This is a genomic window from Streptomyces paromomycinus (assembly GCF_003865155.1).
Lineage (GTDB): Bacteria > Actinomycetota > Actinomycetes > Streptomycetales > Streptomycetaceae > Streptomyces > Streptomyces chrestomyceticus.
Genome location: NZ_BHZD01000001.1, coordinates 9,518,136 through 9,536,501 on the forward strand (window position 1 = coordinate 9,518,136; position 18,366 = coordinate 9,536,501).

General features: G+C 73.9%; 21 protein-coding genes and 1 pseudogene. 11 read left to right on the forward strand and 11 right to left on the reverse strand.

Features of this window, described 5'->3' with window-relative positions:
* Nucleotides 1–16 precede the first annotated feature (16 nt).
* Nucleotides 17–238 carry an MbtH family protein gene (locus tag OEIGOIKO_RS40360; RefSeq protein ID WP_125058229.1) on the forward strand — a complete coding sequence of 74 codons (222 nt, stop codon included), beginning with the start codon at nt 17–19 and terminating at the stop codon, nt 236–238.
* A gap of 92 nt (nt 239–330) precedes the next feature.
* Here the strand turns inward: OEIGOIKO_RS40360 and OEIGOIKO_RS40365 are convergent, their stop codons facing one another.
* A complete protein-coding gene (locus tag OEIGOIKO_RS40365; protein WP_125058230.1) occupies nt 331–597 on the reverse strand; it encodes a hypothetical protein in 267 nt (88 codons plus the stop codon).
* Between the two features lie 115 nt (nt 598–712).
* Between OEIGOIKO_RS40365 and OEIGOIKO_RS40370 the strand changes: the two genes are divergently transcribed.
* Nucleotides 713–1,081 carry a hypothetical protein gene (locus OEIGOIKO_RS40370; RefSeq protein WP_125058231.1) on the forward strand — a complete coding sequence of 123 codons (369 nt, stop codon included), beginning with the start codon at nt 713–715 and terminating at the stop codon, nt 1,079–1,081.
* Nucleotides 1,082–1,106: 25 nt separating this feature from the next.
* Here OEIGOIKO_RS40370 and OEIGOIKO_RS40375 read toward each other — a convergent pair whose 3' ends face one another.
* Entirely contained in the window at nt 1,107–1,307 is a 201-nt protein-coding gene (locus OEIGOIKO_RS40375) for a hypothetical protein (RefSeq protein WP_030021550.1), read from the reverse strand.
* Between the two features lie 307 nt (nt 1,308–1,614).
* On the opposite strand from OEIGOIKO_RS40375, the gene OEIGOIKO_RS43410 reads away from it, so the two are divergent.
* The 3 genes from OEIGOIKO_RS43410 to OEIGOIKO_RS40390 all read left to right on the forward strand — a co-directional run bounded on the left by OEIGOIKO_RS43410 (nt 1,615) and on the right by OEIGOIKO_RS40390 (nt 3,642).
* Nucleotides 1,615–1,959, forward strand: coding sequence for a hypothetical protein (locus tag OEIGOIKO_RS43410; protein ID WP_246177909.1), 345 nt, complete (start codon nt 1,615–1,617; stop codon nt 1,957–1,959).
* A 215-nt stretch (nt 1,960–2,174) separates the two neighbouring features.
* Complete coding sequence (locus OEIGOIKO_RS40385) at nt 2,175–3,143, forward strand: SGNH/GDSL hydrolase family protein (RefSeq protein WP_125058232.1); 969 nt, start codon at nt 2,175–2,177, stop codon at nt 3,141–3,143.
* A gap of 85 nt (nt 3,144–3,228) precedes the next feature.
* Complete coding sequence (locus OEIGOIKO_RS40390; protein WP_125058233.1) at nt 3,229–3,642, forward strand: YchJ family protein; 414 nt, start codon at nt 3,229–3,231, stop codon at nt 3,640–3,642.
* Nucleotides 3,643–3,706: 64 nt separating this feature from the next.
* Here the strand turns inward: OEIGOIKO_RS40390 and OEIGOIKO_RS40395 are convergent, their stop codons facing one another.
* The gene (locus OEIGOIKO_RS40395; protein ID WP_125058234.1) at nt 3,707–4,084 is read right to left on the reverse strand and encodes an RNA-binding S4 domain-containing protein; all 378 of its coding nucleotides are present in this window, start codon (nt 4,082–4,084) and stop codon (nt 3,707–3,709) included.
* Nucleotides 4,085–4,161: 77 nt separating this feature from the next.
* On the reverse strand, nt 4,162–5,271 hold the full coding sequence (gene ku, locus OEIGOIKO_RS40400) for a non-homologous end joining protein Ku (RefSeq protein WP_125058235.1): 1,110 nt from the start codon (nt 5,269–5,271) through the stop codon (nt 4,162–4,164).
* A 41-nt stretch (nt 5,272–5,312) separates the two neighbouring features.
* Here ku and ligD point away from each other — a divergent pair, with 41 nt between their 5' ends.
* From ligD to OEIGOIKO_RS40420, 4 genes are all read left to right on the forward strand, one after another.
* On the forward strand, nt 5,313–6,200 hold the full coding sequence (gene ligD, locus OEIGOIKO_RS40405; protein WP_125058236.1) for a non-homologous end-joining DNA ligase: 888 nt from the start codon (nt 5,313–5,315) through the stop codon (nt 6,198–6,200).
* 275 nt (nt 6,201–6,475) lie between these two features.
* Nucleotides 6,476–7,141 (forward strand): snapalysin, encoded by a 666-nt coding sequence (gene snpA, locus OEIGOIKO_RS40410; RefSeq protein WP_125058237.1) that lies wholly within the window; start codon nt 6,476–6,478, stop codon nt 7,139–7,141.
* A 502-nt stretch (nt 7,142–7,643) separates the two neighbouring features.
* Nucleotides 7,644–8,939: a lycopene cyclase family protein gene (locus OEIGOIKO_RS40415; protein WP_246177910.1), complete on the forward strand. Its 1,296-nt coding sequence runs from the start codon at nt 7,644–7,646 to the stop codon at nt 8,937–8,939.
* Nucleotides 8,920–10,521: an FAD-dependent oxidoreductase gene (locus tag OEIGOIKO_RS40420; RefSeq protein ID WP_125058238.1), complete on the forward strand. Its 1,602-nt coding sequence runs from the start codon at nt 8,920–8,922 to the stop codon at nt 10,519–10,521. Before OEIGOIKO_RS40415 ends, OEIGOIKO_RS40420 begins: the two co-directional genes overlap by 20 nt.
* 11 nt (nt 10,522–10,532) lie before the next feature.
* Here OEIGOIKO_RS40420 and OEIGOIKO_RS40425 read toward each other — a convergent pair whose 3' ends face one another.
* Nucleotides 10,533–10,991 carry an Lrp/AsnC family transcriptional regulator gene (locus OEIGOIKO_RS40425; RefSeq protein ID WP_125058239.1) on the reverse strand — a complete coding sequence of 153 codons (459 nt, stop codon included), beginning with the start codon at nt 10,989–10,991 and terminating at the stop codon, nt 10,533–10,535.
* Between the two features lie 83 nt (nt 10,992–11,074).
* On the opposite strand from OEIGOIKO_RS40425, the gene OEIGOIKO_RS40430 reads away from it, so the two are divergent.
* A complete protein-coding gene (locus OEIGOIKO_RS40430; protein WP_125058240.1) occupies nt 11,075–11,803 on the forward strand; it encodes an AzlC family ABC transporter permease in 729 nt (242 codons plus the stop codon).
* Nucleotides 11,796–12,125, forward strand: coding sequence for a branched-chain amino acid transporter permease (locus OEIGOIKO_RS40435; RefSeq protein WP_125058241.1), 330 nt, complete (start codon nt 11,796–11,798; stop codon nt 12,123–12,125). The genes OEIGOIKO_RS40430 and OEIGOIKO_RS40435 overlap by 8 nt, the downstream gene beginning before the upstream one ends.
* 32 nt (nt 12,126–12,157) lie before the next feature.
* Here OEIGOIKO_RS40435 and OEIGOIKO_RS40440 read toward each other — a convergent pair whose 3' ends face one another.
* The 6 genes and pseudogenes from OEIGOIKO_RS40440 to OEIGOIKO_RS40465 all read right to left on the reverse strand — a co-directional run bounded on the left by OEIGOIKO_RS40440 (nt 12,158) and on the right by OEIGOIKO_RS40465 (nt 18,203).
* Entirely contained in the window at nt 12,158–12,718 is a 561-nt protein-coding gene (locus OEIGOIKO_RS40440; protein WP_125058242.1) for a cysteine hydrolase family protein, read from the reverse strand.
* A 102-nt stretch (nt 12,719–12,820) separates the two neighbouring features.
* Nucleotides 12,821–13,828 (reverse strand): DUF5914 domain-containing protein, encoded by a 1,008-nt coding sequence (locus OEIGOIKO_RS40445; RefSeq protein WP_125059594.1) that lies wholly within the window; start codon nt 13,826–13,828, stop codon nt 12,821–12,823.
* Nucleotides 13,829–13,837: 9 nt separating this feature from the next.
* Nucleotides 13,838–14,788: pseudogene (locus OEIGOIKO_RS40450) on the reverse strand (phytoene/squalene synthase family protein); the annotation flags it as partial.
* A complete protein-coding gene (gene crtI, locus OEIGOIKO_RS40455; RefSeq protein ID WP_125058243.1) occupies nt 14,785–16,356 on the reverse strand; it encodes a phytoene desaturase family protein in 1,572 nt (523 codons plus the stop codon). The pseudogene OEIGOIKO_RS40450 and the gene crtI, both read right to left, overlap by 4 nt.
* Entirely contained in the window at nt 16,353–17,618 is a 1,266-nt protein-coding gene (locus OEIGOIKO_RS40460; RefSeq protein WP_125058244.1) for a polyprenyl synthetase family protein, read from the reverse strand. The genes crtI and OEIGOIKO_RS40460 overlap by 4 nt, the downstream gene beginning before the upstream one ends.
* 363 nt (nt 17,619–17,981) lie before the next feature.
* On the reverse strand, nt 17,982–18,203 hold the full coding sequence (locus OEIGOIKO_RS40465; protein ID WP_125058245.1) for a response regulator transcription factor: 222 nt from the start codon (nt 18,201–18,203) through the stop codon (nt 17,982–17,984).
* Nucleotides 18,204–18,366 lie beyond the last annotated feature (163 nt).

An 18,366-nucleotide genomic window follows, 5' to 3' on the forward strand; every position in this document is an offset into this window, starting at 1 on the left:
CAAGGAGCCGCACGTCATGACCAACCCGTTCGAGAATCCGGACGCCGCCTACCTCGTCCTCGTCAACGACGAGAACCAGTTCTCCCTGTGGCCCGCCGCCGCCGGGCTGCCCGGCGGCTGGACCGTCGTGCACGGCGAGGACACGCGGCAGGGCTGCCTGGACCACGTGACGGAGCACTGGACGGACATGCGCCCGAAATCCCTCGCCGACACGATGGACGCTTCCGCACCGGACTGACCGGTACGGGTTCACGCCGGACCGGCCGGTACGGGTTCACGCCGGGCCGGCCGCTGCCGGGACAGGGGCTCAGCCGTCCGCCGGGCCCCGCCTCACTCCCACCGCCCCGACGGCTCGTGGTCCTCCCGGGGGTCGAGCCCCAGAGCGTCGATCAGCATCGCCAGGTCCGCCGCGCTCTCGGCGCGTCCCGCGAGCACCAGACGGGCCTGCCGGCGCTCCCGGTCGTGCGTACGCCGGGCCGCGTCCGGCGCCGGACCGGTGGTGTGGGTGTCCTCGTCCATGCGGGCCATGATCGGGGATCGGACTCCTTCGGCGCGTGTCGGACGGGTCACCCCGGCCAGGTCTCTTCTGCGGCTCATGTCCGTCGGTCACCTTTCCTTCCGCGGTCCCCGTCCCGCATTCCCCCGGCCACTGTGAGACACGACTCGGCGCGACCGCTGGCCCGGACCCGTACCCGGTTGTTAGGGAGGGAACATGAGTACGGAGAACGAGAACACGACGGGAACCGACATACCGACGACGACCGACGTAACGGCGACGACCGGCGCTACGACGCCGGACGGCACCCCGACGACCGCCGACGTGCCGCCCACCCTGACCGTGACGGCCGTGAGCACCATCGAGCCGACCGCCCCCGACGACCGCGGTTCCGACGCGTGGATGGTCATCGAGACCGCCGAACAGGGGCAGTTCCTGCTGAATCTGCCCGGTCCGCTCTCCCAGGCCGTCAAGCAGGCCACCTACCTCCCGTCGCACCTCGCAGGCGACGGACGGCTGCCGCTGAGCCGGGAGGACAGCGCCGCCTACCGTGCGCGCGTCGCCGCCCTGGTGTCACCGAACTGAGCGGTACACCCGGCTCGCGGCACCGCTACGGCAGATAGCGTTCGATCGCCGCGGCACCCTTCTCCTCGATGAGCCTGCGGGCCTCCTCGACCCGCTCCGGCGTCGGTTCCAGGCCCCTGGCCATGACCAGGTCCTCCGGATCGAACGGGCGCTCGCCGCCCGTGTACAGCTCCCGCAGCCTCGCCGCGCGGGCCTCGTCGGAACCCGGAGTGTTGTCCTTGCCCATGGCGCCTCCCGATGGATCGCTCGGGTCCGGAGGGCCCCGCCGGGCCGGCAGTGCCTCCGCTGCTTCCATCATGGGACCGGTCCGGCAGCGCCGCACGGCGTGCGGATCAGGACCGGCCCGGGACCGCGCAGGGGGAGGCGCCCGGCGGGCAGTGCCCGCCGCCGCACCCGCCCGTTCGCCGGCAGGCCGTCGGCCCGCGCTGTCCGCACCCCCGTAGCAGGGCGTCCCGCTCCGCTCCGCGTTCCCGGGCTCCCCGACGACCTTGCCGGGTCCGTACCCGCTCCGTCCACCGGTGCGCTGTCCGGGCTTGTCCGGGACGGGTCCCGCACGTTTCCGGACACCGCGCCGGACGCCGCTCCGCACGGTCAAGGCTTTCGCGGCCGCGTACAACACGGGCAGCGGCACCGGCGGCGGTGGCCGGCAGCCGGACGAACCGCTGTCGGTGAGCACCACCAGCCGCGGTGAAGTGGTCCCCGAGAGCGGCGGGCCGGCGGAGGGCGCCACCGTGACCTGGAGTTCACCGGACGGCGGCAACGGGTCGGTGACCTTCTTCGGCAAGGTGACCTTCTTCGACAACGGGACACGTTTCGAGGGGGCGGCCCAGTTCCCCGGCGAAGCGCCGGTGGGCTGTCGCGGGCGCCTCGCGAACTGACCCGCACACCGGGCGACACCGCACGATCGGAAGGCCGGGACCGTAGCGCGACGACGGCCCCGGCCGGGCAGCGGCCGGACCTCCGGCTGTCGGCCGCCCTCGTCGGGCAGCGGTCTTTTCCCGTGCGGCGCGGTGTGCTTGGCTGGTCTGCCCGGGCCGGTGTGAAGTGCACCTGACATGAGCCACCGGCCGTACGCGCGACCAGGGGCGGCCCGATGACCCAGCGCTGGGTGGTACCGCTGCTCGGCGTGCTGGCCTTGGCCCTGGTCGGCGCCCTCGGCTGGAGCGTCGTCTTCGCCTCCGACCCCACGGACACTCCCTCCGGCCCGCGCCCGGCCGCGACCGCCCGGGCGCCCGGCGGCAGCGCCTCCACGCCGCCACCGGACGGAGCGGCGGAGAGCGCGACGCCCGGACCGCCCGCCCGCGCCGTCCCCGCGATCTACCTCGGCGACTCCCTGGCCATGGAGAGCCAGCAGGCGCTCGCGGAACGCCTCCACGCGACCGGCCGGGTGACGCTGCACAGCGCGCCGCACTCCGGCACGACACTGTGCGACTACCTGACGGCCTGGCGGGGAAAGTCGCTGGTCCCCGCCGGGGACAAGGCGGCCGCGCTGGTACGGACGGTGCGCCCGCGCGTCGTGATCCTCCAGTTCTGGGGGAACGCCTGGGGCTACACGCCCTGCATGGCGGGCGCCACCTACGGTACGGCGGGCTATTACGACCGGTACGCCGCGGACGCGCGGGCGCTGACCGAGGAGATCACCGCGGCCGCCCGGGCCTCCGGCCTCGCCCGCCCGAAGATCGTCTGGGCTTCCCAGGCACCCGACGCCTTCCACCCGGACCGCGTCCGCAGGGTGAACGCCGTCTACGCCGCCCGCGCTGCCGCGTCCGGCGACCTGTACGCGGACGCGGGCCGCACACTCAGCCCCGCCGCCGACCGCTACCGCTGGACCCGTCAACTGCCCTGCGACGCCTACGAGCGCGCGCACCCCGCGTACTGCACCCACCCGGCCCCCGGCGGCGGCATCACCGACCTGCACCGCACCGACGACGCCCTGCACTTCTGCCTGGCCCCGACGACCACCACACCCCGGCCCTGCCCCGTACGGTCGCCGGGCATCGACCGCTTCGCCCGTGCCGTGACGGCCACGGTCGACGACTGGCTGCGGAGCACGGCCGACTGACGGAGGAGATGCGCAGGGGGCCGGTGCGGGAGAGCTCAAGGGGGGCACCGGCCGTCCGGCCTCCCGTGACGGTCACAATCTAGGAGTGTCCAAAAACCACGCACGCCGACGAACGGCGATCGACCCTTCCGCCCCCTGCCCCTGCGGACTCCAGGCGTCCTACGGAGAGTGCTGCGCCCGCTTCCACCAGGGGCAGGCGGCCGCCCCCACCGCCGAGCGGCTGATGCGCTCGCGCTACAGCGCCTTCGCGGCCGGCGACGCACCGTACCTGCTGCGCACCTGGCACCCCGCGACCCGCCCGGCGGACCTGGACTTCGAGCCGAAGCAGCGGTGGACGCGCCTGGAGATCGTCGCCACGACGGGCGGCAGTGCCTTCCACAGCGAAGGCACCGTCCGGTTCCGGGCGCACTACACGCTGCACGGCGAGCCCGGCGTGCAGGAGGAGAACAGCCGCTTCGTGCGGGACGAGGGCGCCTGGGTGTACCTGGGCGAGCTGTGAGCCGTGCCGGGCGGACGTACGGGGACCACTGAGCCTCCCGTACCGCCGTCCGCCTCTGCCGGGCTCAGCGGCCGCCGCGCAGCTGCTCCAGCTCGCGCCGGTCGCGCTTGGTGGGCCGTCCGGCACCGCGGTCGCGGTGGCCGACCGCGGCGATCTCCTCGCGGGGCGGCGGCGGGGGACTGTTGTCGACGAAGCACTCCGCGGCGATCGCGGCGCCGACCCGCTTGCGCACCAGGCGCGAGACCACCACGACCCGCTCGCGCCCGGCGTGCCGCAGCCGGACCTCGTCGCCCGGCCGCACCGCCTGGGCGGCCTTCGCGCGCTCCCCGTTGACCCGTACATGTCCGCCACGGCAGGCCGTCGCGGCCGCCGAACGCGTCTTGGTCAGCCGGACGGACCAGATCCAGCTGTCGACGCGCACCGTTCCCTCGTCTGAAGCCATGCACCGACCTTAAGGCCCCCGGGGCCGCCGGGGGACTCGGATTCCGTGCCGTACGGGGACCGCCGGCACGCGGCGGCTCAGGCCGACGCCTTCTTCCCGCTCCGCTTGGCGGTGCTCTTCTTCGCGGCGGACTTGGCCGTGGACGTCTTCTTCTTGCCGCCCGAGCCTCCGCTCCCGGCCGTCTTCTTGCCGGAACCGCCCGAGCCCGACGCCTTGCCGGAAGCGGTCTTCTTGGCGGCCGGTCCGGATGTCTTACGGGCCGCCGCCGTCTTCTTGGCACCGCTGCCGGACGCGGCCTTCGCCGCGGTCTTCTTCGCCGTCTTGCGGCTCCCGATCGGCGTGACCGACGCCGACTCCTCGTCCTGCTCCGACCCGGCCCCGCCGCCCTCGGGGTCCCCGCCCTCGCCGCGCGACTCGCGTGCCGCGCGGACACTGTTCTCCAGCGCGGCCATGAGGTCGATGACCTTGCCGCCGGCGCCGGGCGCGGCCCGGGGCGCGGTCGGCTCGCCGCCCTCCAGCTTCGCGGAGACCAGCTCTTCGACGGCCTCCCGGTAGTCGTCGTGCAGCTCGGACTCGTCCAGTTCGCCGAGCGAGTCCATCAGGGTCTCGGCGAGGGTCAGCTCGTTCTCCCGGATCTCGACCTTGTCGCTCGGGGCGACGGTACGCGCCGAGCGGACCTGGTCCGGCCAGAGCAGGGTGTGCATGGCGATCGCCCCGTCGTGCGACCGGAGCATGGCCAGCGTCTCCCGCCCGTGCATGGCGACCTTGCCGATCGCGACCTTCTCCTGGTGCTCCAGCGCGTCCCGCAGCAGGGCGTACGGCTTGGCGGCGGCGACGCCGTTGGGCCCCAGGAAGTAGGACTTGTCCAGCTGGAGCGGGTCGATCTCGTCCGCGCCGACGAAGGCCAGGATGGTCAGGGTCTTGGTCGTCGGCAGCGGCAGCTTCGCCAGGTCCTCGTCGGTGATCGGCACGATCGTGTCGTCCGCGGCCTGGTAGCCCTTGCCGACCTCCTCGTTGGGGACCTCCTCGCCGTCCAGCTCGCACACCTTGCGGTAGTGGATCCGGCCGCCGTCCTTCTCGTGGATGCGGACGAACGAGACGGAGGCGGTGCGCTCGGTCGCGCTGTAGGTCTTCACGGGGATGCTGACCAGCCCGAAGGAGATAGACCCGTTCCAAACAGATCGCATGTCTCACCCTTGCCACGGCATTTTTATGTAATTGTCATGGTATGTCGCCAATCACCGTCGTGGAGGGGCGGCGGCTGTCGCTCACCAACCTGGACAAGGTCCTGTATCCGCGGACCGGCACCACCAAGGGCGAGCTGCTGCACTACTACGCCACCACCGCGGGCGCCCTCCTCGCCCACGTCCACGACCGGCCCGTCTCCTTCCTGCGGTATCCCGACGGGCCCGGCGGCCAGCAGTTCTTCACCAAGAACGTGCCGCCCGGGACGCCCGCATGGGTGAAGACCACCGAGGTGCCCGGCAGCACGGCGAAGTCCCGGCAGCAGGTGCTGGTCCGCGACGTGCCGACCTTGATGTGGGCCGCCAACCTCGTCGTCGAGCTGCACACCCCGCAGTGGACCGCCGCCGCGCCCCGTAGCGCCGACCGCCTCGTGTTCGACCTCGACCCGGGGGTGCCGGCCACGATCGTGGAATGCTGCGGGGTGGCCCGGTGGCTGCGCGAACGCCTGGCGGCCGACGGCCTCGACGTCTACGCGAAGACCAGCGGCTCGAAGGGCCTGCACATCCTCGTACCGATCGAGCCGACGCCCTCGGACGACGTCACGGCGTACGCCAAGGCGATCGCCGTCGAGGCGGAGCGGACCCTGCCCGGCCATGTCGTGCACCGGATGACCAAGGCCCTGCGGCCGGGGAAGGTCTTCATCGACTTCTCGCAGAACTCGGCCTCCAAGACCACCGCCGCTCCCTACACGGTGCGCGCCCGCGAGCTGCCGACCGTCTCCACCCCCGTGAGCTGGGACGAGATCGAGGCCTGTACGGACCCGGAGCAGCTCACGTTCCTCTTCGACGCCGTCGCGGAGCGCCGTGAGCGCCACGGCGACCTGCTCGCGCCCCTGCTCAACCTCAATCGGGCGCGCCCGCTGCCCGGCTGACGTCCGGGCCCGCACCTGCGTCGAACGCGTACGGAATACGTCATTCGACGTAGTCGGTGATGACGCGGGCACGTGCCACGTTCCCGTGCCGACGGTGTGAACGGCGCCATCGCCGCGTCATGAACCTTTGGTGACAAGGGAGTTGCGGCCACCTGTGTCCGCAGGGAGCCGGGGCGATGTCATGGCCCTATCACCAAAAGCTGTCATCCGCTGGAGGTCTTGATTCCTCCACAATCCCGGTACCAAATCCCTCCCACGGATGACGAGGTTCCCCCATGAGACCCACCCGTACGGTTCTCACCGCCGTGCTCGGCCTCGGTCTGGCCGCCTCCCTCGGTACCGTCCCCGCCACCGCCGCCTCCGCGCCGGCCGCCCCCTCCGGCGCGAGCGTCTCCACTCCGGCCTCCATAGCCAAGTACGCCGGCTCGGCCGAGGAGGCCGTGAACAACAAGGCGTTCTTCCAGGCCGTCATGAAGGCCGCCGCCGCGAAGCGCGCGGCGACGCCCGGCATCAAGGCGGTCACCGTCACGTACACCGCGAGCAGCGCCCCCACCTTCCGCAGCCAGATAGCGCGCAGCACGCAGATCTGGAACAGCTCGGTGAACAACGTGAAGCTCCAGGAAGGCTCCCGGGGCGACTTCTCGTACCGCGAGGGCAACGACGCCCGTGGCTCCTACGCGAGCACCGACGGCCACGGCCGGGGCTACATCTTCCTCGACTACCGGCAGAACCAGCAGTACAACTCCACCCGAGTGGTGGCTCACGAGACGGGCCACGTCCTCGGTCTGCCCGACCACTACTCGGGCCCCTGCAGCGAGCTGATGTCGGGTGGCGGCCCCGGCCCCTCCTGCCAGAACACCAACCCGAACGCGCAGGAGCGCGCCCGGGTGGACGCCCTGTGGCGCAACGGCCTGGTGGCGCAGCTCGCCCCGGTCTCCTGACCGTCTGATCGCCTGACGACTGCCGCGTGGCGGGGACCGGCCCCTGCCGCGCGGCAGTCGCATGGGTACGGGCGGAGGGGGTACGCGTGGCCGTGCGTACCGGGTGTGACGGCAGGGGAGCGATATGCGTCACATCGATCTGGTTTGGTGTAGAGGCCATCAATGGTTTATCGTTCAATTGATCACGGGCGGTGCGGACCCCTCGTCGACGCGTCGACGACCGGTGTCCCCGCCCGTTCCGGACCGCCCCGGCCAGCTCCCCCCGTCTGGCCGGGGCTTTCTCCGTTCCCGTACCGATGTCCTGGACCCCGCTGCCGCGCGTGTCGGGAGCCGGTCGCCGCCCGGCCGGCATGGTAAGGATCATGACGGCGGTCCCGGTCCGGCACCGGCGGCCCGGACGGCCGGCGGGCGGTCCCGAGACCGGTGGAACCCGGCCGGGCGGGCACACGGAGACGTGGCGGACCCGTCAGTACGGTGCCGGGCGGTACGGGAGGGAGTCGGCGTGTACGACACGGAAGTGGCCGTCGTGGGCGGCGGCGCCGCGGGACTCTCCCTCGCCCACCGGCTCTGTGCCCCGCCACCAGGTGCCCGCTGTCCCCAGGTGACCGTCGTGGACGCGCCGCCGGGCCCGCTCAGGCCGCCCGAACGCACCTGGTGCTACTGGGAGCGGCCGGACGGCGAGTACGACGGCGTCCTGGCGGCCTCCTGGGACCGGCTCCGCGTCCACGGGGCCGACGGAACGCCGCTGACCGGGCGCCCGGCACCGCTGCGGTACAAGATGATGCGCTCCGGCGCGTTCGAGGAACTGGTCGGTGACCGGCTCGCGGCCACCCCCTCCGCGCGCCGGGTGACGGCCGTCGTGGACGAGGTGCGTACGCTGCCCGGCGGCGCCGAGGTCCGCGGGACGACGGCGGAGGGCGCCCCCGTACGGCTACGGGCCCGCTGGGTCTTCGACTCCCGGCCGCTGCCCGCCCTGCCGCCCGCCCGCACCACCCTGCTCCAGCACTTCCACGGCTGGTTCGTCCGTACCGAGCGGCCGGAGTTCGACCCCGCGACCGCCGACCTGATGGACTTCCGCACCCCGCAGCCGGACCACGGGCTCTCCTTCGGCTACGTCCTTCCGCTCGGCCCGCACGAGGCGCTGGTCGAGTACACCGAATTCTCCGCCGCTCCGCTCGACGAGGCCGCCTACCACCGCGCGCTGCGCCACTACCTCACGGCGGTCCGCCCGCTCGGCCCGTACCGGATCACCGCCTCCGAACAAGGTGTCATCCCGATGACCGACGCGCGCTTCCCGCGCGCCGCCGGGCCCGGCGTCTTCCGGATCGGCGCCGCGGGCGGCGCCACCCGGCCGTCGACCGGCTACACCTTCGCCGCCGTCCAGCGCCAGACCCGGGCCATCGCCGCCGCCTTCCACCAGGGCCGCGCCCCGGACCCGCCGCCCCCGCACTCCGCACGCTCCCGGCTGATGGACGCCGTCCTGCTGCGCGCCCTCGACCGCGGGCGCATCGACGGCGCCGACTTCTTCACCGGGCTGTTCCGCGGCGTACCGATGGAACGGCTGCTGCGTTTCCTGGACGGCGGCACCCGGCTGCGCGAGGACCTGTCGATCGGCCTGCACACCCCCGTCCTGCCCATGCTGCGCACCGTCGCCGAGCTTCCGAGGCTGCGCCGCCGTCCGTACGTACGCCCGGCCTGTACGGAGAGCGGCGCGCCGAAGACCGCACCGCGCGACGCTCCGAGCACCGCCCCGGCCCCGAACAGGAACGGACCGTCCGATGACGCCCCTCCCGAGTGAAGCCGACCCTGCCGCGCTCCCGGCCGCCGCCCGGCGCGCCCCCACCGCGCCACGCCGGGGCCGGGACCGGCGCGCCCGGGTCGTGCCGCCCCCGCCGGGCCGGGCGAGGATCACCGGCGAGGCGCCGCACGCCGCGGTGATCGGCGGCGGCATCGCCGGACTGGCCGCGGCCACCGGACTCGCCGAACGGGGCGTCCGCGTCACGCTGTACGAGCGGGAACCGGGGCTCGGCGGCCGGCTCGCCGGACGGACCGTCCGGCTCGCCGACGGCTCCGCTGCGACCATGACCCGCGGCTTCCACGCCTTCTTCCGCCAGTACTACAACCTGCGCGGCCTGCTGCGGCGGGCCGACCCGGCGCTGGCCGCGCTCACCGGGCTGCCCGACTACCCGCTGCGCCACAGCAGCGGCCTCCAGGACAGCTTCGCCCATGTCCCGCGCACACCCCCGTGGAGCGCCCTCGGCTTCGCCGCGCTCAGCCCGACGTTCACCCTGCGCGAGATGGCCCGGATGAACCCGCGCGCCGCCCTGCCGCTGCTCGACGTACGGACCCCCGACGTGTACGAGCGCCTGGACGGCGTCAGCGCGCGCCGACTGCTGGACCGCATCCGCTTTCCCGAGGCCGCGCACCACCTGGCGTTCGAGGTGTTCTCCCGCAGCTTCTTCGCCGACCCCGCGGAACTGTCGGCCGCCGAGATGGCCCTGATGTTCCACATCTACTTCCTCGGGTCCAGCGAAGGGCTGCTGTTCGACGTCCCCGGCGAGCCGTTCCCGCAGGCACTCTGGGAACCGCTGGGACGTTATCTGACCGGGCACGGCGTCGCCCTCCGGACCGGCTGTGCGGTGGAGTCCGTGGAGCCCGGCCCGCGTGGCGCGGGGGTGACCGTACGGGGCGGCCACGGCACGGCGCGCCATGACGCGGCCGTGCTCGCCCTCGACGTGACCGGGCTGCGCCGCGTGGTCGCCGCCTCCCCAGGACTGGGCGACCAGGAGTGGCGGGAACGGATGCTGCGGCTGCGTACCGCACCGCCGTTCCTCGTCTCCCGGCTCTGGCTCGACCGGCCGGTGGCCCCGGACCGGCCCGGATTCCTCGGCACCAGCGGCTTCGGCCCGCTCGACAACGTCAGCGTGCTGGAGCGCTGGGAGGGGGAGGCGGCCCGGTGGGCTTCCCGTAACGGCGGCTCGGTGGTGGAACTGCACGCGTACGCGCTCGGCACGGACACCGCCCGGCAGGCGCAGCAGGACCGGCTGATCGGCCAGCTCCAGCGCGTCTACCCGGAGACGGGCGAGGCGAAGGCCCTCGACGCCCAGCACGAGTGGCACGCCGACTGCCCCCTGTTCCCGGTGGGCGGCTACCACGACCGCCCCACCGTACGCACCCCCGACCCGGCCGTGACGGTCGCCGGCGACCTCGTACGCACCGGCCTGCCGGTGGCCCTGATGGAACGCGCGGCCACCACGGGCTTCCTCGCCGCCAACACCCTCCTGGAGCGGTGGGGCGTGCGCGGCCAGACGCTGTGGACGGTCCCCGACCGCGGCCGGTCGGCGGTGCTGCGCGGACTGGCGCGACTGCTCGGCACCTGAGGCACGCGCGGTCAGGAGTCGGTCTTGATCTTCTGCATCGTCAGGTGGGACTCCACCCGCAGAATGCCGGGCAGGCCGGTGAGCTTGGAGGTGAGGAAGGCGCTGTAGGCGTCGTGGTCGGCGACGGCGACGCGCAGGAAGTAGTCGGGGCGGCCGAACATCCGGCGGAGCTCGACGACTTCCTCGTACGAGGAGAGTGTCTCCTCCAGTATGCCGATGGTCCTCAGGTCGTTGGCGGAGACCTCGACGTCGACCATGACCTCCAGGCCGCGGCCGACGGCTTCGGGATCGACGACGGCGCGGTAGCCGGTGATCACGCCGGTCTCCTCCAGCCGCTTGAGGCGGCGCAGGCACGGTGGCGGGGTCAGGCCGACCCGCTTGGCCAGTTCCACGTTCGTCAGCCGGCCGTCCTGGCGCAGGTGAAACAAAATGTCGCGGTCCACGGCATCGAGGGTGATTTCCTTGCTCATGACGCCACCTTAAGCGAGTTATCGGAAACCAAATAAGGCGGAAATCTTTCTAGGATTTCCCTGTGCCCATGCTTCCGGTCGCGATGAGCGGCCCCCCTTGCCCTGCCCCCACGCCCCCGCCCCGGCGGCGGACCGAAGCCCTCGCGGCCCTGAAGGACTCCGCCTCGGTCGGGCTGGGCCTGCTGCCGCTCGGCCTCGCCCTCGGGGTCGTCATCGCCCACGCCGGTCTGCCCCGGTGGTGCGCGCCGCTGTTCGCCGCCGTCGTCTACGCCGGATCGTTCGAGTTCCTGCTGGTGGGCCTGACCGTCGCGGCCGCGCCGCTGGCCACGGTCGCCCTGACCGGCTTCATGGTCAATGCCCGGCACGTCTTCTACGCACTGTCCTTCCCCCTGCACCGCGTGCGGGGGCGCTTCGGCAAGGCGTACAGCACCTTCGCCCTGACCGACGAGGCGTACGCCATGACCACCGGCGGGCAGGCCCGGTCGTGGTCCGGCGCGCGCATCCTGTCGCTCCAGGCGATCCTCCAGGTCTACTGGGTCGGCGGTGCCACCGTCGGCGCCCTGCTCGGCTCGCTGATACCCGACCGCGTCACCGGCCTGGACTTCGCCATGACCGCCCTGTTCGCTGTCCTGGCCCTGGACGCCGTCGCCGAACGCCGCGGCGACCTGCCCACGCCTGTCCTCGCACTGCTCAGCGCGCTGGCCGCCCGCACCGTCCTCCCCGGCCAACTGCTGCCCGTGGCCTTCGCCCTGTTCACCGTCGGCCTCCTGGTCCGTCACCTCGCCACCCGCAAGAGGCCGTCACATGCCTGACACCCGCTACCTGCTGCTGGCCGCCGCGGTCTCGGCCGCCGTCAACTGGACCCTGCGTGCCGTGCCCTTCACCGTCCTGGCCTCCCTGCGCGCCAGCAAGACACTCCAGTACCTCAGCGTCACCATGCCGTCCGGCATCATGGTGATCCTGCTCGTCTACTGCCTGCGCGATCTGCCGCTGTCCCAGGCACCCGCCATCGCGCCCCTGGCGGCACTGGCCGCCACCGTCGGACTGCATCTCTGGCGCCGCAACGCCCTGCTGAGCATCCTCGGCGGCACCACCGTCCATGTCGCCCTGGCCAGCACGGTCTTCGCGAGCTGAAGGCCGGCCTCCGGGCCCGGACCGGTCTCCCGCTACCGAGGCGCGAGCCCCTTGACCCAGTCGTCGACGGCGACGACGTCCGCCCACTGCGGGAACAGCCGCTCGACGAGAACTTGGTGCAGCTCCGGGTCGGTGTCCAGGCAGGCGTCGGGCAGGACGGTGAGGCCGAAGTCCAGGTCGTTCGCCTGGCACAGGGTGGACAGCACCACGGCGCTGGTGGCGATGCCGGTCAGGACGAGGCTGTCGATGCCGCGCGCCCGCAGCACCACGTCGAGATCGCTGCCCGAGAACGCGCTCGCCCGCCTCTTGGTGACCACCACATCGCCCGGCCGGGGCGCCACCTCGGGGTGGATCTCGGTGCCCGGCGCGCCCTCCACGAACAGCCCGGCCTGCGCGATGGCCGCCAGCGGCCGGTTGCGCGTGCCGACTTCGGGGAAGCCGGGGCGCAGCGCGATGACCACGTAGATCACGGGTATGTCCGCCGCCCGGGCCCCGTCGATCGCCCGGCGCAGGCGCGGCAGGTAACCGGAGCCGTCGTCGGCGATGTCCACGATGGCCCGCTGGACGTCCATCACTAGAAGAGCGCTGCTCATGTCGTCTCCGGGAACGAAGGAGATCCGGGGCCGGTCCGGCGCCGGAACGGGCCGTCGGGATCCGGCCGTTCGCATCCTACGCGGCCCCCTCGACCGGTCTTTTCACCCGGGAAAGCGCCCCGAACTGCGCAGTTCCCACCGCCGTTCCGCGTACGCCATGTCGTCGCGCCACAGACGCCCCGCCGTCGCCCGCATCAGCGGCCGCAGCAGGGGAGCGGCCGCGCGGGCCACCGCGAACCCCGGGCGCCCGGAGGCGGCGACGACCGCTTCCACGACGGCGGTGCGCGGACGGCCGGATGCGTCGGCGCCGAGCGGCGTGGCGTGGGTCTCCACGACGGAGCCCGCCCCCTCGCCCTCGGTGATGCGCATGACCACGGTGCGCGGCCCGGGCGCGGTGAACTCCGCCCGGACCGGTACGACCAGACGCCCCGCCACCTTGAAGGAGACGTCCACCGTCAACGCGTCCTCCGGACCCGCCGGACCGTCCGTCACGGTCAGGTCGACGAAGGAGTACGGGTGGAACCAGGCGCCGTGCCACGGGTCGAGCCGGTTGGCGACCACGTCCTCCGGCTCGCAGCGGCCGACGCCGGTGTACACGGACGCGACGGCGCCGGCGGTGTCCGGGCGCCGGGGAACACGGGGCCTGGCCAGCGGTTCCTCACCGCCCGCCCGGTCCAGGCGCACCCAGACCAGCACCCCGTCGTCGTACACCGGATACGGCTCCCACCCGGCGAACGGTCCGCCGTCCAGGGCGAGTCCGTGCCAGTGGCAGACGAGAGTGCCGCACCGCACCGGACTGTCCTTCAGGGGCGCGCCCAGATGCGGGCAGGCGCCGGGGCCGCCACGCAGCCGCCCGTCGGCGGCGCGCCACAGCACCACCTCCGCCCCGGCGACGGTCCGGCCCAGCGGCCGGTCCCGGCCGACGTCCCGCGCGGCGCCCACGGCGTACCAGTTGCCGGACGGCCGGGACCTGGCGCGCTCCAGCGCGCCCGCGATCACGCCGGGCGCGGCGTCCCGCCAGGTGGGCCGCTGGCGCTCCCACGCGACGGGCCGCCGGCGCAGGCTCAGCGGGTACCGGCCGCGTCCGGCGGGGCGGCGGGGAGCGTCCACGGTGTTTCCTCCGGGGCGTGTCGCGGTGCGTCCTGCCGTGCGGGCCGCCGTGACCCGTACCAGTCCGTCCAGGGCCACGGTCGCGCGGACCGGGCGCGAGACGACGGCGCGGCGGTGCAGGACCGCGAAGCCGTCGGCCTCCACGGCGTCCAGGATGCCGCGGTACAGGATGAACGCGGTGCGGATGCACGGCCGGGACACCGGGTCGAGCATGGCGACGCCGGGCGCGGCCCGGCGGTACACGCCGCGGGTGAGGTCGGCGGCGGCCCGCAGCGCCGCGGTGATCCGGGCGTCCGTGCCGCCGGTCAGCCGGCTCCACCGGAGCAGTTCCCGGTCCACGTCGTGCGCGGCCAGCAGGTCGGCGGGGAGGTAGACGCGGCCCCGGTCCAGGTCCTCGCCCACGTCCCGCAGGAAGTTGGTGAGCTGGAAGGCCGCTCCGAGCGCGGCGGCGTGCGGCGCGGCCTCCTCGCGCGGCGTGACCGTGCCGAGGACCGGGAGCATCTGGAGACCGATGACCTCGGCCGAGCCGTACATGTAACGGCGCAGGTCGTCGTAGGTCGGGTAGTCGGTCACGTCCAGGTCGGCGCGCATGGAGGCCATGAAGGCGGTGAAGTACGCCGGGTCGATGCCGTACACGGCGCTGGTGTGCGCCAGCGCCCGTACGACCGGTTCGTCGCCGCCGCCCCGGGCAAGGCCCGCGTTCAGCTGTGTCTCCAGGGCGAGCAGGGCCGAGGCGCGTTCCTGCGGGGTGGCGCCGGCGTCCAGGCTGTCGACGATGTCGTCCGCCCAGCGGGCGAACCCGTAGAGGGCGTGCACGGCGGGCCGGCGGGCGACCGGCAGCAGCCTGGTGGCCAGGAAGTACGTCTTGCCGTGCCGGGCGTTGAGCCGGCGGCAGTGGGCGTAGGCGGCGCGCAGCGCGGGCTCGGTGATGCCCGCGGCATCGAGTTCCCGGGCGGTCATGGGGTCTCCTCCGGGGTGCGGGGGCCCTCCGCCCTGCGGGCGGGGCGGCGGCGCGCGCCGAGGTCGGTCACCCTGGCGGGCCTCGCGGGCGCCCCGCCGGTCACCCGCGCGGCGGCCAGCTTCCCCGAGACGAGCACGGTGGGCACCCCGACACCCGGGGTGGTGCCGCATCCGGCCAGTACGGCGTTCTCGGTGCCGCGCACCAGGTTGCGGGGGCGGAACGGCCCGGTCTGCGCGAAGGTGTGGGCGGCGGAGAACGGGGTGCCCGCGCCGTGCCCTTGACGGCTCCAGTCCGCCGGGGTGACCAGGCACTCCTCCTCGGCCGCCGCGTCCAGGCCGGTGAAGCCGCGCCGGTCCAGTTCGGTGAGGAGCGCGGTGCGATAACGGGGGCCGAGGTCGCGCCAGGCGTGCACGCCGGGCCCGATGTCGGTGTTGGGGCAGGGCGCGAGGACGTAGTGCAGGTGCCGGCCCGGCGGGGCGAGCGACGGGTCGGTGGCGGTCGGCCGGGTCAGCAGCAGTGAGGGATCGCTCATCAGCGTGCCGGTGCGGGTCAGTTCGTGGAACGTACGGTGCCAGGCGGCGCCGAACGAGATCGTGTGATGGCCCGGTTCCGGCCAGGTCGCGGAGGTGCCCGCGTGCAGGACGACGGCCGAGGGGGAGCGGCGCAGCGGCAGCGGGCGGCGCGGGGCGCGGCCGAGCAGCCGGTACGCCTCGGGCAGGTCGGCGGTGAGCACCACCGCGTCGCACGGGACACGTCCGGCGTCGGTGACGACGGCGGTGACCCGGCCGCCGGAACGTTCCAGCGCACGCACCTCGTGCCCGTACCGGAACTCCCCGCCCGCCTCGGCCGCGGCGTCCGCCATGGCGCGGGGCAGCGCGTGCATCCCGCCGCGCGGGAAGTACACGCCGGCCACCGTGTCCATGTAGGCGATGACGGCGTACGCGGCGAGCGCACGGGCCGGCGGCACGCCCGCGTACAGGGACTGGAAGGAGAAGACGCGGCGCACCCGCTCGTCGGTCAGGAACCGGCCGATACGGGCGTCGAGCCGGCCGAAGCCGCCGAGCGCCGCGAGGCGGGCGAGGTCGGGGTGGAGCAGCGACAGCGGCGAGTCGAAGTTGGCGTCGATGAAGCGCCGCATCTGGAGCGTGTACAGGCGGCTCAGCCAGGAGCGCAGCCGCCGGTAGCCCGCGGCCTCCCGGGCCCCGGCGAACCGTTCGATCTCGGCCTCCATGGCCTCCGCGCCGGTGTGCACGTCGAGCGCGCTGCCGTCGGCGAACCGGGCACGGTAGGCGGGGTGCAGCGGCACCAGGTCCAGCCGCCCGGCCATCGAGGCGCCGACCGCGGCGAACGCCTCCTCGGCCAGGTCCGGCATGGTCAGCACGGTCGGCCCGGTGTCGATCAGGTAGCCACCGCGTTCGAGGCGGCCGCACCGGCCGCCGGGCCGGAGCCCGCGCTCGACCACGGTCACCCGCCGCCCGGCGCCGAGCAGGTGCAGCGCGGCGGACAGCCCGGACAGCCCGGCGCCGATCACGACGACGTGGTCGGTGCGGCCGGGTACGGACTTCATCGCTCACCTGCGCGGGCCGCCACGACGGGCACCGTCACGGGAGGGCCGCCCGGTGGGGCGGGCGGGCGGGCACCGGCCGTGGCGCGGAGCAGCGCGTGCAGGTGGCGGAGGGCGGCCGGGTCGGCGCTCCGCAGGCCGGCCAGGTGCGTCACACTCCGGTCGGCGAGGATCTCGACCTTGTCCTCCAGCGCGGCGCGGGCCCCGGTCGAGACGAACACGTCCCGTACGCGGTCCACGGCGGCGGCGGAGAGGTCCGGGTCGCCCAGGGCCGCGTCGAGAACGCCGAGGGCCCCGTCGTCACCGGCGGCTTCCGCCCGGGCGCGGGCGACCGTGGTGAGATAGGTCAGTTTGCCTTCGCGAATGTCGTCACCGGACGGTTTCCCGGTCTCCTCCGGGTCACCGAACACCCCCAGCAGGTCGTCGTGGAGCTGGAAGGCGAGTCCGGCGCAGCGGCCCGCCGAGCGCAGCGCGCCGGCGGCCCGGTCGTCGGCGCCGGCCAGCGCGGCACCCATCAGGAGCGGCCGTTCGACCGAGTAGCGGGCACTTTTGAGACGGGCGGTGCGGACCGCGCGGGCGGGGGAGCGGCACGCGGTGACCTGGCCGTGCAGGTCGAGGTACTGGCCGGCGACCATCTCGGTCCGCATGGTCCGCCACAGGGCGTGCACCGCGGACCGCGCGGAGGCGGGGAAGGAAGTGTCCAGGACGACGTCGTCGGCCCAGGCCAGCGCGAGGTCACCGGCCAGGATCGCCGCGGACCGGCCGAACGATTCCGCGGACCGGCCGGACGTCTCCGCGGGCCGGCCCCACGTCTCCGCCGACCGGCCGGACGTTTCCGCCGACCGGCCGGACCGCTCCCGGCCGGGCCGGTGGGCGTACTGCCCCCGCATCTCCGCGTGCAGAGCGGGCCTGCCCCTGCGCAGCTCGGCGCCGTCCATCACGTCGTCGTGCACCAGCGCGCAGGTCTGGACGAGTTCGAGCGCGGCGGCCAGCCGCAGCGCGGCGCCCGCCGTCTCACCGCCGCCACCGCAGACCCGCAGGCCCCACCACACGAACCGGCCGCGCAGCCGTTTGCCGCCGCCCAGCGTGAAGCGCGCGACGCGTTCGGCGATGTCACGGCCGAACAGGGCGTCGGCCGCCGCGGCTTCGGCGAGCCGGGCGCCGAGCACCTCGTCCAGCGTCCGCTCGACGGCGCCCGCGACATCCGCGTCCACCGCCCGGGTCCGGTCCGAGCCCCTGTCGTCCGCTGTCCGGATACGGCGCATCACCCGTCCTTTCGTCGAACCGGCCGGTGACGCTGCCCCACACGGACCGCGGCCACCCCTCGGACGCGTCGCCGGACGGGCCGGGCGCTGTCCGGTGCCGTCGGCGCCCGTGCCCGCAGTTCACCACGGGACCCGCGCGCCGTCGGGACGCCACGTCCGGGCCTGCTCCCTTCGGGGGACGCGGGTACCCGGTGCCGCCCGGCGAAACCCGGTGGCGTCCGTCGTTCGCCCACCGGCCCGCACCTCGGCGGACGGCCGGGGAGGAGCCATGCTCCCGTGAGGTTGTCCGGATACCGGCCATTGAACGGGCGAAATCCAGCCATCGCAGGCGCGCCGCCCCGGCGCGCCCCGGCCCGCGGGCCGTCAGCCGCTGCTCTGCGCCAACTGGAGACGTACGAGATGAGCGAGGGTCGGAGCCGGGTGCTTGGCCCGTATACGGCGCAAGTAGGTGCTGACCGTATGGACACTGATGCCCAGACGCCTGGCCGTCTGGTCGTACGTCAGGCCCTCCGCGATGTGCGACAGTACCTCTCGCTCCCGGGGGGACAGCAGCGGCGGCATGGTGGGCGCGCTGTGGTCCGACATCTCTTCCTCCAAGGGGGGTGATGGTGGAGCAGGGAAGATCCGGCGGCCCGCGGCGTCAGGACGATCGGTCCGGCGGCACGGGCGGAGCGGATGGAGCGGGGCAAGGCCGTGGTACGGCCGCCGCGCTGCGCGGTGCTCGTCGGCTCAACGCCGGAAAGACGGC